The following is a 15,129-nucleotide window of genomic DNA, read 5'->3' as shown; positions in this document are numbered from 1 at the left end:
CACTCGTGTAGGGCTGGCGGGTTGTCCCGAGTCAGACGAAGCACAACGAGAGTGGCTCGGCAATATAGGCCGGTTTTTCCTCGCCTTCGATTTCCAGGGTGGCGGTGATCTTGAGCAGCCATTGCCCGGGCTTTTTCTCGGTGGCGTCGGCCAGCTCGACTCTCAGGCGCACCCGGCTGTCCACCTTTACCGGCTGGATGAATCGCACGCTGTCCAGCCCGTAGTTGAGCGCCATCTTCAGACCTTCGGGCAGGACGAGAATGTCCTCCATCAACTTGGGAATCAGCGAGAGGGTCAAGAAACCGTGGGCGATGGTGCCGCCGAATGGCGTCTTGGCGGCCTTGTTTGGGTCGACATGGATGAACTGGAAGTCCCCCGTGGCCTCGGCAAACAGGTTGATGCGCTGCTGATCGATCTTCAACCACTCGGAACGTCCCAGTTCCTTGCCGACATACTGCGATAACGCGCTAACAGGTACATAGGGCATCGCGACTCTCCAGGTTGTCTTGCTGCTCGATTTGGTACGGCAGTGCAAGATCATCACGGCCGTCCGTTACAGTCAAGTTGTCATCTTTTCGCCGCAAATCGGCTTACTAGGGCTGCCGGGCGCATGCTTATAATGGCCGCACTGCCTGGAGGAGATCCTTATGCTGTTGCGTGGTTTGACCTGGCTGGTGTTGTTTCAACTGCTGGGGACGGCGATCAATCATCTGTTCGTACCCATCTTGCCGGGACCGATCATTGGCCTGCTGCTGTTGCTGGTATCGCTGATGGTGCGAGGGGAAGTGGGCAAGCCTTTGAGTGAGGCGTCCGGTAGCCTGCTGCGCTACCTTCCGTTGCTGCTGGTGCCGCCGGCGGTGGGTGTGATGGTCTATGCCAAGGACATCGCCGCGGACTTCTGGGCCATCGCCGGCGCCTTGGTGATTTCCTGCCTGGTGACCCTAGTGTTCGTCGGTGTGCTGATGCAAAAGCTCATCAACCGCCAAGGCAAGCACAAGGAGCAGCCATGATGTTCGACTGGCAAGGCGCGCTCGACGCGGTCATCCACCATCCTCTGTTCGGTATTGGCATCACCCTGGGGGCCTACCAGGTGGTGTTGGCAGCCTACGAGAAAACCCGCTGGATCTTCCTGCAACCGGTATTGATGTCGATGGTGCTGGTCATCGGCGTACTGCTGGCGTGTGGCATCGATTACACCGAGTATCGCAAGAGTACCGAGATCCTCTACATCCTCCTGGGCCCGGCCACCGTGGCCTTGGCTGTGCCGCTCTACCTGAACCTGCGGCGGATCCGCCAACTGTTCTGGCCGACATTTACTACGCTGGTAATCGGAGGCCTGTTCGCCACCGTGGCGTGCCTGGCGCTGGGGTGGTGGTTTGGGGCCGAGCACATGATCCTGATGACCATGGCGCCAAAGTCGGTGACATCACCCATTGCCATGCTGGTGGCCGAGCAGATTGGTGGCGTTGCGGCTCTGGCAGCGGTGTTCGTGCTGATCACCGGGGTGATCGGGGCAATCTTCGGCCCGGCTTTGCTGACCCGCTTTGGCGTGCTCAGCCCCGAGGCGCGCGGCATGTCTCTGGGCATCACCGCTCATGCGGTAGGCACCTCGGTTGCCTTGCAGGAAAGTGACGAATGCGGCGCCTTCGCCGCGCTGGCGATGAGCCTGATGGGCGTGGCCACGGCGGTGTTCCTGCCGTTGGCGGTCAGCCTGCTGGTGTGAGGAATGAAGATGACGCTACCGCTGTTTCCCCTCGATACCGTGCTGTTTCCCGGCTGCCTGCTCGATCTGCAGATTTTCGAGGCGCGCTACCTGGACATGATCAGCCGTTGCATGAAGCAGGGCGGTGGGTTCGGCGTGGTGTGCATCCTCGAGGGCGAGCAGGTCGGCAAGGCGCCGCCGGTGGTGGCCTCGGTCGGCTGCGAGGCGCTGATCCGCGACTTCGTGCAGCAGGAAAACGGCTTGCTGGGCATCCGTGTGGAAGGCGTGCGGCGTTTCCGCCTGGAGCAGACCGAGGTGCAGAAAGATCAGTTGATGGTTGGCGATGTGCACTGGCTGCCGGAGCTTGCGGACAGCGCGTTGTCCGAGCGGGATGACGATCTGCTGGCGCTGCTGCAAGCGCTGGGTGAACACCCGATGGTGGCGGCGCTGGATATGCCGCGGGCCGTGGATGGATGCCAGTCCCTGGCCAACCAGCTGGGCTACCTGTTGCCGTTCATGGAAGAAGACAAGCTCGACCTGTTGGCCATCGACTCGCCGCAGTTGCGGCTTGAGGCCATCCAGAACCTGCTGGACCGCATCCAGGGCGAGCTGTTTGCTTGAATTGCCCGGTGCAGCGCAGTAGATGCAACGGTCCGTTGCATTGCTTGTCCGGGCCCTTTCGCGGGTAAACCCGCTCCCGCAGAAATAACGCAAGAGTGGTAGGAGCGGGTTTACCTGTGAATGCGGCGGCGAGTACACCGAACCGGTCGCGTCTCAATATTGGTAGCGCAACAGCGCCTGGGGCAGGGCGTGCAGGGCGAAGAACGCCAACAGGGCAACGCAGGCCGGCAGTACCAGCCACCACACGCGCAGCGGCAAGGCCTGAAGGGGTTGGCGATGCTGCACCAGGGTCAGGCTCAGCGCGCAGACGCAACACGCCAACAGCGCTCCGGCAAGGATATCGGTCGGCCAATGGGCCCCCAGGTATACCCGCGACAAGGCGATCGCCAGTGCCGGCAGGCAGCCCAGCATCACCCAGGTCAGGCGCATGCGCGGTGGCTGGCCGCGTCCGGCCAGCACTGCCAGCACCAGGAAGAACGCAAACGACGCCGAGCTGTGGCCGCTGGGCATGCTGTAGCTGGTCAGTGGGTCGGTCAGTACTTCGGGGCGTGCGCGAGCGAATAGCCATTTCAACGTGCCGTTGGCGATCGCCGTACCCATCAGCGCGCCACCGGCGAACAGGGCATGACGCCACTGCCGTGCCAGCAACAGAAGCCCGGTGAGCAAGCCACCCAGGAACAGCTGTGTACGAAAATCTCCCAAGCGGGTGATCAGCACCACGGCGCCATCGACTGCCTGGCTACGGTGCTCCTGCACCAGGGTCATGATTCCTTGGTCGAATTCGTGCAGAAATGGCCAGCCCAAGAAGATGCCTGCCAAGGCGAGGAGGCTCAGGCCGGCGATCAGGCGTGTGCCGTAGCGCTGGTCACGCAGGCTGCTGTTGAGGCTAAAGCCGATCAGCACCGCCAATGTGCCGGCGATGACGCCTGCATCCAGCCAGAACCCTTCCGGCAGAGGTAGGCGCATAGCCGCCCCGGTGGCCCAGCCCGGCAAAAGGTAAGCCACCGACCAGCCGGCGCCGGCCAGCAGGCTGACGGCGATGAAGCGCGGCAGCGGCATGTCGAACATGCCTGCGACCATGGGCAGCATCGGTCGCAGCGGGCCGATGAAGCGTCCTACCAGCAAGCTGGCGATTCCATAACGCTGGAAGTAGGCCTCGGCGCTGCCGATCCATTCCGGATGATGGCGCAATAGCGGCAGGCGGCGGATGTTCTGATGGAACCGCTTGCCCAGTGAGTACGACACCGCGTCCCCCAGCAGCCCGCCGAGAAAGCCCAGCAGCAATGTCTCGCCGAGGCTGAAGGCGCCGCTGCCGGCCAGCACGGCCACGGCGAATAGCAGAACGGTCCCCGGCACGATGATGCCGGCGATGGCCAGGCATTCCACGCAGGCCACCAGGAAAATCGCCAGGCCAAGCCACTGGGGGTTGGCGCTGAGCCAGCCGGTCAGGCTGTCGAGCCATTGGCCCATGGGGTCAGCTTCCTTGTTTCAGGATGGAAAAATCACGCCCTTCGACTTGGCCCCGGCGCAGCGGGTTCCGTGTACAAAAGCGCGCGTATTCGGCATCGACGAAGCGGTAGGGGAGATGTTCGTCGCGGCCATGGGGGATGCCCAGGCGAGTGGTCTGGATCACCTGCGCTACCACTGCACCGCAGTCCTCGACATACAGGCGCTCAGGGTCGAAACGCTTGGCGTCCCAGTCCGGCACTTTCAGGCCCAGGGCTCGACATAGCAGGGTCTGCCCCGCGCACAGGCGCTCGGCCGGACGCAGGTTGCCGCTGGCATCGGGATTGTTCAGTTGCATCTGCGCCAGGCTGTTGGCATCTGAAATCGCGTCCACCCAGGGGTAGGCGGATTTTATCAGCACGGCATTGCCCGGGCCGTGGGCGCTGAAGTTCAGCGAGTCGCCGCCGCGGGCGTAGTACATGTAGATGTGCCCACCGTCGAGGAACAGCGCCTTGCGCTTTTCGGTGTAGCCGAGCGAGGCGTGGCTGCCTTTGTCGGTGAGGTAATAGGCCTCGGTCTCGATGATGCGTGCCGCGAGCCAGAGATTGCCCTGGCGGTGGCGGATCACCTTGCCCAAAAGGTCCCGGGCCAAGGTCTGGGCGTCTCGGTCGAAGAAGCTGTCGGGCAGGGCGCGGGCCGGGCAGGGGGCTGTGTCTGGCATGCGGTCGGCTCGTGGTGGTCGGGGCGCAGATGATAGCAATTAATGGCTTAATCGAGGCTGAACCGAGGGGTAGCAGTGCCCCTTTCGCGGATAAAGCCGTTTTCGCATGCGCTGTGTCGTTTTCTGGGGGCAGCAGGTTGCCCCATGATCGGTTTGGCAAAATTTCGATATGGGTAGTTACATCTTTCCTACAGATCCTGTCGCTCATTTTCGACCATCCGCCACCCGCCGCTGGGCGTACCCGAGCGTGCCAGTTATAATCAGCCGATTTCCCCTTCGCCAAGACACCGAGCCCATGACTGAGTCCGTTCTTGACTACATGACCCGCCTGGGTCGCGCCGCCCGTGAGGCCTCGCGCGTGATCGGCCGTGCCAGCACCGCGCAGAAGAACCGCGCCCTGCAGGCCGCCGCAGACGCCCTGGATGCCGCCCGTGCCGAGCTGACAGCAGCCAATGAACAGGACCTGGCCAATGGCCGCGCCAACGGCCTGGAGCCGGCATTGCTGGATCGCCTGGCCCTGACCCCGGCGCGCATCGACGGCATGATCACCGGCCTGCGCCAGGTGGCCAGCCTGCCGGATCCGGTCGGTGCCATCCGAGACATGAGCTACCGCCCGTCGGGCATCCAGGTCGGCAAGATGCGCGTGCCGCTGGGCGTGATTGGGATCATCTACGAGTCGCGCCCGAACGTGACGATCGACGCCGCCAGCCTGTGCCTGAAGTCCGGCAACGCCACCATCTTGCGTGGCGGCTCCGAAGCCATTCATTCCAACCGCGCAATCGCCGCCTGCATCCAGCGGGGCCTGGCCGAGGCCGGCTTGCCGGCGGCCGTGGTCCAAGTGGTCGAGACTACCGACCGCGCGGCCGTGGGCGCGCTGATCAGCATGCCTGAGTTCGTCGATGTGATCGTGCCGCGTGGCGGTCGTGGCCTGATCGAACGCATCAGTCGCGATGCCCGGGTACCGGTGATCAAGCACCTGGACGGCATCTGCCACGTCTATGTCGACCAACATGCTGACCTGGACAAGGCCTGGCGCGTCGCGTTCAACGCCAAGACCTATCGCTACGGCATCTGCGGCGCCATGGAAACCCTGCTGGTGGATGCCACTGTCGCCGAGGCGTTCCTCCCGGAGATGGCCCGCCGCTTCCAGGAGAAGGGCGTCGAACTGCGCGGCTGCGAACGCACCCGAGCGATCATCGCCGCCAATCCGGCCAGCGAAGACGACTGGCACACCGAATACCTCGACGCGATCTTGTCGATCCGTGTCGTCGAAGGCCTGGACGCGGCCATCGAGCACATCAACCACTATGGCTCGCACCACACCGATTCGATCATCACCGAGCATCAGGGCCAGGCCCGGCGTTTCATGGCCGAGGTCGACTCGGCCTCGGTGATGCTCAACGCCCCGACCTGCTTCGCCGATGGTTTCGAGTATGGCCTTGGCGCGGAGATCGGCATCTCCACCGACAAGCTGCATGCCCGCGGACCGGTCGGCCTGGAAGGGCTGACCTGCGAGAAGTACGTGGTGATCGGTGACGGCCAGCTGCGCGGTCAGGAGTCCTGCTGAGTTGAGCAAGGCCCAGGCAGTCCGGCGCATCGGCATTCTCGGCGGCACTTTCGACCCTGTGCACATCGGTCACCTGCGCAGCGCGTTGGAAGTGGCCGAGTTCATGGCGTTGGATGAGCTGCGCCTGCTGCCCAACGCCCGGCCACCGCACCGCGACACCCCGCAGGTGGCACCCCAGGACCGCCTGGCCATGGTGCGTTGCGCCGTGGCCGGGGTCGAGCGGCTGAGTGTGGATGCGCGGGAGCTTTCGCGGGACAAACCGTCTTACACCATCGATACATTGGAGTCGATCCGCGCCGAACTCGGCGCTGACGACCAGCTGTTCCTGGTGCTGGGTTGGGACGCATTCTGCGGACTGCCCAGCTGGCATCGCTGGGAAGAGTTGCTGCAACACTGTCACATCCTGGTGCTGCAACGCCCGGATGCCGATGTCGAACCCCCTGACGAGCTGCGCAACCTGCTGGCTGCGCGCTCGGAGAGCGATCCCACCGCCATGTCCGGCCCGGCGGGGCACATTTCGTTCGTCTGGCAGACGCCGCTCGCGGTGTCCGCCACGCAGATCCGACAGCTGCTGGCCAGCGGCAAGTCGGTACGGTTCCTGGTGCCGGACGCAGTACTGGCCTATATCGAGGCGCACGACCTTTACCGTGCGTCGCACTGACGGCGCCACCAGGCGCCTCATTCATGAATTGAACGAGTTTCTTATGAGCAAGCAGAAAATCAACGGCGAAGAGCTGGTCAACCTGGCCAAATCGGCTTTGGAAGATGTCAAAGCCCAGGACATCCAGGTCATCGACGTGCGTGAAAAGCACAGCCTGACCGACTACATGATCATCGCCACCGGTACTTCCAACCGGCAGATCAACGCGATGGCCGAAAAGGTCCGCGAAATCGTCAAGCTCCAGGGTGTGCAACCGCTGGGCGAAGAAGGCAAGGGCGACAGCGACTGGGTCCTGCTGGACCTCAACGACGTCATCGTGCACATGATGACTGCCGCTGCGCGTCAGTTCTACGACCTCGAGCGCCTGTGGCTGGGTGCCGAGCAGAGCCGCTCCGCCGATGGCAAGCACCACAGCCCGGAAAACGCTCACAGCTATTCCGAAAACCTCAAGGACCGGGGCTGAGGAAACGCTGTGCGCCTGCGCCTGATCGCGGTCGGCTCGCGCATGCCCCGCTGGGTCGAGGAAGGCTGGCATGAATATGCCAAGCGCCTGCCCCCGGAGCTGTCGCTGGAGCTGGTGGAGATTCCGCTGAATACCCGTGGCAAGAATGCCGACGTCGCCCGCCTGATTCGCCAGGAGGGGGAGGCCATGCTGGCCAAGGTTCAGCCCGGAGAACGCATCGTCACCCTCGAGGTCCATGGCAAGCCTTGGAGTACCGAGCAACTGGCGGGCGAGCTGGATCGTTGGCGCCTGGATGCGCGTACGGTCAATCTCATGGTGGGAGGCCCGGAAGGCCTGGCGCCGGAGGTCTGCGCACGCGCCGAACAGCGTTGGTCGCTGTCGCCACTGACCCTGCCGCACCCGTTGGTAAGGATACTGATCGGCGAGCAGATCTATCGCGCCTGGACCGTACTGTCCGGGCACCCCTACCACAAATGAGCCTGTAAGCCCGTCCGATGTCGCAGCCGATTCGTCTGAAGGACCATGAGAAAGACGCCCGCCTGGTGCGCAGCCGCGTCGTGGTCGGCGCGGTGGCGGTCGTGCTGCTGGTGTGCGTCCTGATCGCCCGGCTCTACTACCTGCAGGTCATCCAGTACGACTACCACTCCACGCTTTCGGAAAATAACCGGGTGCACGTGCAGCCGATCCCGCCGACCCGCGGGCTGATTTTCGACCGCAACGGGGTGATCGTCGCTGACAACCGTCCCAGCTTCAGTCTCACCATGACCCGTGAGCGCTCAGGTGACTGGCGCCAGGTGCTCGACACCATCGTCGAGGTGCTGGAGCTGACGCCCGATGACCGGGCCCTGTTCGAAAAGCGCATGAAGCAGGGGCGCAGGCCATTCGAGCCGGTGCCTATCCTGTTCGAGCTCAACGAAGAGCAGATCGCCCGCATTGCGGTGAACCAGTTCCGTCTGCCGGGTGTGGACGTGGCGGCGCAGCTGGTGCGCCATTACCCACAGGGCGCGCATTTCGCCCATTCGGTGGGCTATGTCGGGCGCATCAACGAGAAGGAGCTCAAGAGCCTCGACCCGGTCAACTACAGCGGCACCCACCATATCGGCAAGACCGGCATCGAGCGTTTCTACGAGGCCGAGCTGCACGGCCAGGTGGGCTACGAGGAGGTCGAGACCAACGCCCGAGGCCGGGTTCTGCGGGTGCTCAAGCGCACCGACCCGGAGCCTGGCAAGGACATCGTACTGAGCCTTGACATCAAGCTGCAGGAGGCTGCCGAGGCTGCCTTGGGCGGACGTCGCGGCGCGCTGGTGGCCTTGGATCCGCGTACTGGCGAGGTGCTGGCGATGGTCAGCCAGCCGAGTTTCGATCCCAACTTGTTCGTCACCGGCATCAGCTTCAAGGCCTATGCCGAGCTGCGTGACTCGATCGATCGGCCGCTGTTCAACCGTGTCTTGCGCGGGCTCTATCCGCCCGGCTCGACCATCAAGCCGGCAGTGGCCATCGCCGGGCTGGACAGCGGTGTGGTGACCGCGAGCAGCCGGGTGTTCGACCCCGGCTACTACCAATTGCCCAACTACGATCACAAGTACCGCAACTGGAACCGGACCGGTGACGGCTGGATCGATCTGGACACCGCAATCATGCGCTCCAACGACACTTACTTCTACGATCTTGCCCACAAGATGGGTATCGATCGCCTGTCCAGCTACATGAACAAGTTCGGCATCGGCCAGAAGGTTTCCCTCGACATGTTCGAGGAGTCTCCCGGGCTGATGCCATCGCGCGAATGGAAGCGCGCCACCCGTCGCCAGGCCTGGTTCCCTGGCGAGACTCTGATCCTCGGTATCGGCCAGGGCTACATGCAGGCTACGCCCTTGCAGCTGGCCCAGGCCACCGCATTGATCGCTAACAAGGGCAAGTGGAACCGTCCCCACCTGGCCAAGACCATCGAAGGCAAGCCGCCGGTGGACGAGAACCCGATGGAGGACATTGTCCTGCGTGACAAGTCCGACTGGGCCAAGGTCACCCATGGCATGGAGCAGGTGATGCATGGCGCCCGGGGTACCGCCCGCAAGGCCGCGCTCGGCTCCCAGTACCGCATCGCCGGCAAGAGCGGCACCGCTCAGGTGGTGGCGATCAAGCAAGGCGAGAAATACGACCGCAACAAACTCCAGGAGCGCCACCGTGACCACGCCTTGTTCGTTGCCTTTGCCCCTGCCGAAGATCCGAAGATCGTGGTCTCGGTGATGGTCGAGAACGGCGAATCCGGCTCCGGCGTCGCAGCGCCTGTCGTGCGCCAGGTGATGGACGCCTGGCTGCTCGACGAGAACGGCCGACTCAAACCTGAATTCGCGCCTGCCACCGTTGTCCAGGAATCGGCCCAGTGAAGAACAATTTCGATCGCATGCTCTCCAGCGAGGACGTGATGCGTCGGCGTGCGAGCTTTCTGCAGCGCATCCATGTCGATGGCCCTTTGCTGGTCATCCTGCTGACCCTGGCGGCCGGCAGCCTGTTCGTCCTTTATTCGGCCAGTGGCAAGAACTGGGACTTGCTGCTCAAGCAGGCCACCTCGTTCGGCATCGGCCTGGTGTCGATGTTCGTCATCGCCCAGCTCGAGCCGCGCTTCATGGCGCGCTGGGTGCCCTTGGCCTATGTGGTCGGGGTGCTGCTGCTGGTAGTAGTGGACGTCATGGGGCACAACGCCATGGGGGCCACGCGCTGGATCAACATCCCGGGGGTGATCCGCTTCCAGCCCTCGGAATTCATGAAGATCATCATGCCGGCGACCATTGCCTGGTACCTGTCCAAGCGCACTTTGCCGCCGCACCTCAAGCATGTGGCGATCAGCCTGGTGCTGATCGGCGTGCCGTTCATTCTCATCGTGCGCCAGCCGGACCTCGGGACTGCGCTGCTGATCCTGGCCTCGGGCGCCTTCGTGCTGTTCATGGGGGGGCTTCGCTGGCGCTGGATCATCAGCGTGATCGCCGCAGCGGTGCCGGTGGCGGTGGCGATGTGGTTCTTCGTCATGCACGACTACCAGAAGCAGCGAGTCCTGACCTTCCTCGACCCCGAGAGCGATCCATTGGGCACGGGCTGGAACATCATCCAGTCCAAGGCGGCGATCGGCTCGGGCGGTGTGTTCGGCAAAGGCTGGCTGCTGGGCACCCAGTCGCACCTGGATTTCCTCCCGGAAAGCCACACCGACTTCATCATCGCCGTGCTCGGCGAGGAGTTCGGTCTGGTCGGCATCTGCCTGTTGCTGTTGATTTACCTGTTGCTGATCGGTCGTGGGCTGGTGATCACCGCCCAGGCCCAGACATTGTTCGGCAAGTTGCTCGCAGGCAGCTTGACCATGACGTTCTTTGTATATGTATTCGTCAATATCGGTATGGTCAGTGGCCTTCTGCCCGTGGTTGGCGTGCCGCTGCCCTTCATTAGCTATGGCGGAACTTCGTTGGTGACGCTGCTGTCAGCGTTTGGCGTTCTGATGTCGATCCATACGCACCGCAAATGGATTGCACAGGTTTGAATAAGGTGAAGAATTTCATGCAAGTAGTGCGTGGCTGGGCTGCCCGTTGTGCGCCGTGGATTGGCGCGATGGGTTTGTTCGGCGCAGTCCAGCAGGCCAATGCCGGTGATTATGATGGCTCGCCCCAGGTGGCAGAGTTCGTCGGCGAAATGACCCGCGACTACGGCTTCGCCGGTGAGCAATTGATGGGCGTGTTCCGTGAGGTGCAGCGCAAGCAGTCGATTCTCGATGCGATCTCGCGTCCGGCCGAGCGGGTCAAGCCGTGGAAGGAATATCGCCCGATGTTCATCACCGACGCGCGCATTGCCCGTGGCGTGGACTTCTGGCGCCAGCACGAGGAGGCGTTGGCCCGCGCCGAGCAAGAATACGGTGTGCCGGCTCAGGTGATCGTCGCGATCATTGGCGTCGAAACCTTTTTCGGTCGCAATACCGGCAACTACCGGGTGATCGATGCCTTGTCGACCTTGGGCTTCGATTACCCGCCCCGGTCTGAGTTCTTCCGCAAGGAACTGCGAGAGTTCCTCCTGCTGGCTCGTGAAGAGCAACTCGATCCGCTGACCCTGAAGGGTTCCTACGCCGGGGCCATGGGCCTTCCGCAGTTCATGCCCAGCAGCTTCCGCAGCTATGCCGTGGATTTCGACGGCGACGGCCACATCAATATCTGGAACAACCCCACCGATGCCATCGGCAGCGTCGCCAGTTACTTCAAGCGTCACGGTTGGGTGGCCGGTGAGCCGGTGGTCAGTCGCGCCCTGGTGCTCGGCGAGCGCGCCGACGAGGGGCTGACCACGGGTATCGAGCCGGTCAAGACCGTTGGGGAGTTGCGAGCCCTGGGTTGGTCGAGTCATGATGCGCTGCGCGATGATCTGCCTGTGACCGCCTTCCGCCTGGAGGGCGACAATGGCCCTGAATACTGGATGGGCCTGAAGAATTTCTACGCGATCACGCGTTACAACCGCAGCGTGATGTACGCCATGGCGGTGCATCAGCTTTCGGAACAGCTGGTTCAAGCACGGGGCGTCAAGTAATGCGCGCAAAGATCTCTGCCAACACTCTCAAACTGCTGACCTGCATGACTGTCGCCGTGCTGCTGGTCAGCTGTTCGTCCAACCGACCGACTCAGCAGAGCGGCAATGTCGTTCGCTCCAAGCCAGGGTTGGACATCAACCGTGCCCACAAGGACGGTGCGCCCTGGTGGGACGTGGACGTCAACAAGATTCCCGATGCCACGCCGACCGTACATACCGGTCCTTACAAAGCCAACCCCTACACCGTGCTGGGCAAGACCTACTACCCGATGCAGGACTCGCGCAACTACCGCGCCGAGGGGACGGCGTCGTGGTATGGCACCAAGTTCCATGGCCAGAACACCGCCAATGGCGAGCTCTACGACCTCTATGGCATGAGCGCGGCGCACAAGACCTTGCCGCTGCCTGCCTACGTGCGGGTGACCAACCTGGCCAACGGTCGCAGCGTGATCCTGCGCGTCAACGACCGTGGCCCGTTCTATTCCGACCGTATCATCGACCTTTCCTACGCCGCGGCGAAGAAGCTCGGCTACGCCGAGATCGGCACGGCGCACGTGCGCGTCGAAGGCATCGACCCGCAGCAGTGGTGGGCCCAGCGGGGCCAGCAGCCACCGATGGTGCTCAAGGAGCCCCAGGTCGCCCAGACCCAGGCGATTCCGGCCAACACCGGCCGGGTCGAGCAATGGACTCCGCCGCCGCAGCAACACGCGGCACCCGTCGTGCCGGTCCAGGTGGGCGGCAACAATGTGCCTGCCGGCAACGGTGGCAGCTTCCTGCAGGTGGGCGCCTTCGCCAACCCCGATGCCGCCGAGTTGCTGCGCGCCAAGCTGAGCACCATGGTCAGTGCGCCGGTGTTCATCAGCTCCATCGTGCGCAACCAGCAGACTCTGCACCGTGTGCGCCTTGGACCAATCAACAGCCAGGGCGAGATTCAGCAGGCCCAGGACAGCATTCGCCTGGCCAACCTGGGGCAGGCCAAGCTGGTCACTGCCGACTGAGCTATCCGAGCGGCTAGCGACCAGCGGCAAGCGCCAAGCTGAGAGGGGCTTGCCACTCAAGCTGTCGGTTTTGTCATGAATTGCCGGGCGCTCCCATGTACAATGTTGGCTTTTGCCCGCCGCGACACAAAGCCGCATTTCGCGGGCCAGGCCCATGGCCGCAAAACCAGCCTGACTGGCGCTGGGCACATGACGTGTCCCAGGGAACATCAGACCATTAGCGATTTTCGAGAGACGGATGAACATCACCAACCTTGCCAAACGACTTTGCCTGCCCGTTCTGCTGATGATCATGCCTGCTGCGTTCGCAGCAGAGCAGATGATGCCAGCGCCACCGCAACTGGCCGCCAAGTCCTATGTACTGATGGATGCGTCCAGCGGCAACGTGCTGGTCGAGAACAACGGTGACGAACGCCTGCCGCCGGCCAGCCTGACCAAGCTGATGACCGCCTACATCGCCACCCTGGATATCCGTCGTGGCCAGATCGGCGAGAACGACCCGGTCACCGTCAGCGAGAATGCCTGGCGCACCGGCGGCTCGCGCATGTTCATCAAGGTCGGCAGCCAGGTCAGCGTCAGCGACCTGCTGCACGGCATCATCATCCAGTCGGGCAACGACGCCTCCGTCGCCCTGGCCGAGCACATCGCCGGCAGCGAAGATGCCTTCGCCGACATGATGAACAAGACCGCCGCCGACCTGGGCATGAGCAACAGCCACTTCATGAACCCCACCGGCCTGCCGAACCCGGAGCACTATTCCTCGGCCCACGACATGGCCCTGCTGGCGCGCGCGATCATCGACGAAGATCCGGCCCACTATGCGATCTACTCGCAGAAGGAGTTCTACTGGAACAACATCAAGCAGCCGAACCGCAACCTGTTGCTGTGGCGTGACAAAACCGTCGACGGCCTGAAGACCGGCCACACCGACGAAGCCGGCTACTGCATGGTGGCTTCGGCCGTCCGCGACGGCCAGCGTCTGATCGCCGTGGTGTTCGGCACCAACAGCGAACAGTCCCGCGCCGCCGAGACCCAGAAGCTGCTGACCTACGGCTTCCGCTTCTTCGAAACCCAGACCTTCTACCAGAAGGGCACCGAGCTGACCCAATCCCCGGTCTGGAAAGGCGCCACCAGCCAGGTGAAGGCCGGCCTCGCCAACGACCTGACCCTGACTATGCCTAAAGGCCAATTGAAGCGCCTGCAGGCTTCGATGACCATGAACCCGCAACTGACCGCCCCGATCGCCAAAGGTGACGTGATCGGTAAAGTTGAAGTCAAACTGGACGAGAAAGTGGTTCACAGCGCCGACCTCATCGCCCTCGACGGCGTCGAGGAAGGTGGTTTCTTCCGCCGTATGTGGGATAGCATCCGTCTGTTCTTCTACGGGTTGTTCAACTGATACGTGACCTGCACGCCCCTGCGTATCCTGCAGGGGCGTTGTTGTTGCCACGGCTTACGAGGCCGTTTCCGCCATGAGCGAACCTGACGTCAAGTCGCACAAGATCGAATTCCCCTGCGACGATTACCCGATCAAGGTAATCGGCGATACCGTGGTCGGTTTCAAGGACACCGTGATCGAGATCCTGAGCAAGTATGCCAAGGTCGATCTGTCCACCCTGGCCGAGCGCCAGAGCAAGGAAGGCAAGTACACCACGGTGCAGTTGCACATCGTTGCCGAAAGCGAGAACCAGTTGCACGATATCAACAGCGCCCTGCGCGCGACCGGCATCGTTAAAATGGTGCTCTGATGCCTTCCTGCCTCGGTTTTCGCGATCTTGGCCTGCAGCCCTATGAACCGGTGCTGGAGGCCATGCGGCGCTTTACCGAGCAGCGCAGCCCGGACAGCCAGGACGAAATCTGGCTGGTCGAGCACCCCTCGGTCTTTACCCAGGGCCAGGCTGGCAAGGCCGAGCACCTGTTGGTCCCCGGCGACATCCCGGTGGTGCAGACCGACCGTGGCGGCCAGGTGACCTATCATGGCCCCGGCCAACTGGTGGCCTACCTGTTGCTGGATGTTCGTCGCCTGGGGTTTGGTGTACGCGAGCTGGTCACCCGGATCGAGCACAGCCTGATCGACCTGCTGGCCAGTTATGACGTCCAGGCCGTGGCCAAGCCCGATGCGCCTGGCGTCTATGTCGACGGGGCGAAGATCGCCTCCCTCGGCCTTCGAATCCGCAATGGCCGTTCGTTCCACGGCCTTGCCCTGAACGTGGACATGGACCTTGCGCCATTCCGCCGAATCAACCCCTGTGGGTATGCGGGGCTGGCGATGACCCAGTTGCGTGACCTGGCAGGTCCGATCGAACTCTCCGAGGTCAGGACAAGGCTGCGCGGACAGCTGGTCAAGCACCTCGACTATGCTGAGCAGACGACCCTCACGGGCGGAATCGACTGAA

Annotated in this window: 17 protein-coding genes; 14 read left to right on the top strand and 3 right to left on the bottom strand. The window is 63.1% G+C overall.

Annotation, left to right across the window (positions count from 1 at the left end):
• Window positions 1-31: 31 nt before the first annotated feature.
• Window positions 32-487: a MaoC family dehydratase gene (locus tag J5X93_RS23030; RefSeq protein WP_043211153.1), complete on the bottom strand. Its 456-nt coding sequence runs from the start codon at window positions 485-487 to the stop codon at window positions 32-34.
• Between the two features lie 160 nt (window positions 488-647).
• On the opposite strand from J5X93_RS23030, the gene J5X93_RS23025 reads away from it, so the two are divergent.
• Genes J5X93_RS23025 through J5X93_RS23015 form a run of 3 tightly spaced genes read left to right on the top strand, consistent with a single transcriptional unit; the run spans window position 648 to window position 2,323 of the window.
• On the top strand, window positions 648-1,010 hold the full coding sequence (locus tag J5X93_RS23025; protein ID WP_070092174.1) for a CidA/LrgA family protein: 363 nt from the start codon (window positions 648-650) through the stop codon (window positions 1,008-1,010).
• A complete protein-coding gene (locus J5X93_RS23020; protein ID WP_043211158.1) occupies window positions 1,007-1,723 on the top strand; it encodes an LrgB family protein in 717 nt (238 codons plus the stop codon). The genes J5X93_RS23025 and J5X93_RS23020 overlap by 4 nt, the downstream gene beginning before the upstream one ends.
• Window positions 1,724-1,732: 9 nt before the next feature.
• Window positions 1,733-2,323 (top strand): LON peptidase substrate-binding domain-containing protein, encoded by a 591-nt coding sequence (locus J5X93_RS23015; protein ID WP_043211231.1) that lies wholly within the window; start codon window positions 1,733-1,735, stop codon window positions 2,321-2,323.
• A 153-nt stretch (window positions 2,324-2,476) separates the two neighbouring features.
• Here J5X93_RS23015 and J5X93_RS23010 read toward each other — a convergent pair whose 3' ends face one another.
• Entirely contained in the window at window positions 2,477-3,793 is a 1,317-nt protein-coding gene (locus J5X93_RS23010; protein WP_090346799.1) for a bifunctional DedA family/phosphatase PAP2 family protein, read from the bottom strand.
• Between the two features lie 4 nt (window positions 3,794-3,797).
• Complete coding sequence (locus J5X93_RS23005; protein WP_090346798.1) at window positions 3,798-4,490, bottom strand: DNA-3-methyladenine glycosylase; 693 nt, start codon at window positions 4,488-4,490, stop codon at window positions 3,798-3,800.
• A gap of 295 nt (window positions 4,491-4,785) precedes the next feature.
• Here J5X93_RS23005 and J5X93_RS23000 point away from each other — a divergent pair, with 295 nt between their 5' ends.
• The 11 genes from J5X93_RS23000 (at window position 4,786) to lipB (ending at window position 15,128) form a co-directional block, all read left to right on the top strand.
• Window positions 4,786-6,057, top strand: coding sequence for a glutamate-5-semialdehyde dehydrogenase (locus J5X93_RS23000; protein ID WP_102082032.1), 1,272 nt, complete (start codon window positions 4,786-4,788; stop codon window positions 6,055-6,057).
• 1 nt (window position 6,058) lies between these two features.
• Entirely contained in the window at window positions 6,059-6,718 is a 660-nt protein-coding gene (nadD, locus tag J5X93_RS22995; protein WP_043211166.1) for a nicotinate-nucleotide adenylyltransferase, read from the top strand.
• 43 nt (window positions 6,719-6,761) lie between these two features.
• A complete protein-coding gene (gene rsfS, locus J5X93_RS22990) occupies window positions 6,762-7,181 on the top strand; it encodes a ribosome silencing factor (protein ID WP_043211169.1) in 420 nt (139 codons plus the stop codon).
• A gap of 9 nt (window positions 7,182-7,190) precedes the next feature.
• On the top strand, window positions 7,191-7,658 hold the full coding sequence (rlmH, locus tag J5X93_RS22985; RefSeq protein WP_043211172.1) for a 23S rRNA (pseudouridine(1915)-N(3))-methyltransferase RlmH: 468 nt from the start codon (window positions 7,191-7,193) through the stop codon (window positions 7,656-7,658).
• Window positions 7,659-7,675: 17 nt separating this feature from the next.
• On the top strand, window positions 7,676-9,565 hold the full coding sequence (gene mrdA / locus J5X93_RS22980) for a penicillin-binding protein 2 (protein ID WP_250034036.1): 1,890 nt from the start codon (window positions 7,676-7,678) through the stop codon (window positions 9,563-9,565).
• A 38-nt stretch (window positions 9,566-9,603) separates the two neighbouring features.
• Window positions 9,604-10,707: a rod shape-determining protein RodA gene (gene rodA, locus J5X93_RS22975; protein WP_052352461.1), complete on the top strand. Its 1,104-nt coding sequence runs from the start codon at window positions 9,604-9,606 to the stop codon at window positions 10,705-10,707.
• A 5-nt stretch (window positions 10,708-10,712) separates the two neighbouring features.
• Window positions 10,713-11,735 carry a lytic murein transglycosylase B gene (gene mltB, locus J5X93_RS22970; protein ID WP_180962724.1) on the top strand — a complete coding sequence of 341 codons (1,023 nt, stop codon included), beginning with the start codon at window positions 10,713-10,715 and terminating at the stop codon, window positions 11,733-11,735.
• Window positions 11,735-12,733 carry a septal ring lytic transglycosylase RlpA family protein gene (locus tag J5X93_RS22965; RefSeq protein ID WP_043211179.1) on the top strand — a complete coding sequence of 333 codons (999 nt, stop codon included), beginning with the start codon at window positions 11,735-11,737 and terminating at the stop codon, window positions 12,731-12,733. Before mltB ends, J5X93_RS22965 begins: the two co-directional genes overlap by 1 nt.
• Window positions 12,734-12,971: 238 nt before the next feature.
• On the top strand, window positions 12,972-14,132 hold the full coding sequence (locus tag J5X93_RS22960; RefSeq protein WP_043211181.1) for a D-alanyl-D-alanine carboxypeptidase family protein: 1,161 nt from the start codon (window positions 12,972-12,974) through the stop codon (window positions 14,130-14,132).
• 73 nt (window positions 14,133-14,205) lie between these two features.
• Window positions 14,206-14,481, top strand: a complete 276-nt coding sequence (locus tag J5X93_RS22955) for a DUF493 domain-containing protein (RefSeq protein WP_043211184.1) — start codon at window positions 14,206-14,208, stop codon at window positions 14,479-14,481.
• Complete coding sequence (gene lipB, locus J5X93_RS22950; RefSeq protein WP_090346793.1) at window positions 14,481-15,128, top strand: lipoyl(octanoyl) transferase LipB; 648 nt, start codon at window positions 14,481-14,483, stop codon at window positions 15,126-15,128. Before J5X93_RS22955 ends, lipB begins: the two co-directional genes overlap by 1 nt.
• The last annotated feature ends 1 nt before the right edge of the window (window position 15,129 follow it).

It is taken from the genome of Pseudomonas sp. BYT-1 (assembly GCF_023611805.1).
In the GTDB taxonomy this organism is placed as follows: domain Bacteria; phylum Pseudomonadota; class Gammaproteobacteria; order Pseudomonadales; family Pseudomonadaceae; genus Aquipseudomonas; species Aquipseudomonas guariconensis.
The sequence above is the reverse complement of the archived record's forward strand: the minus strand, read 5'-3'. Positions and strand labels throughout refer to the sequence as shown.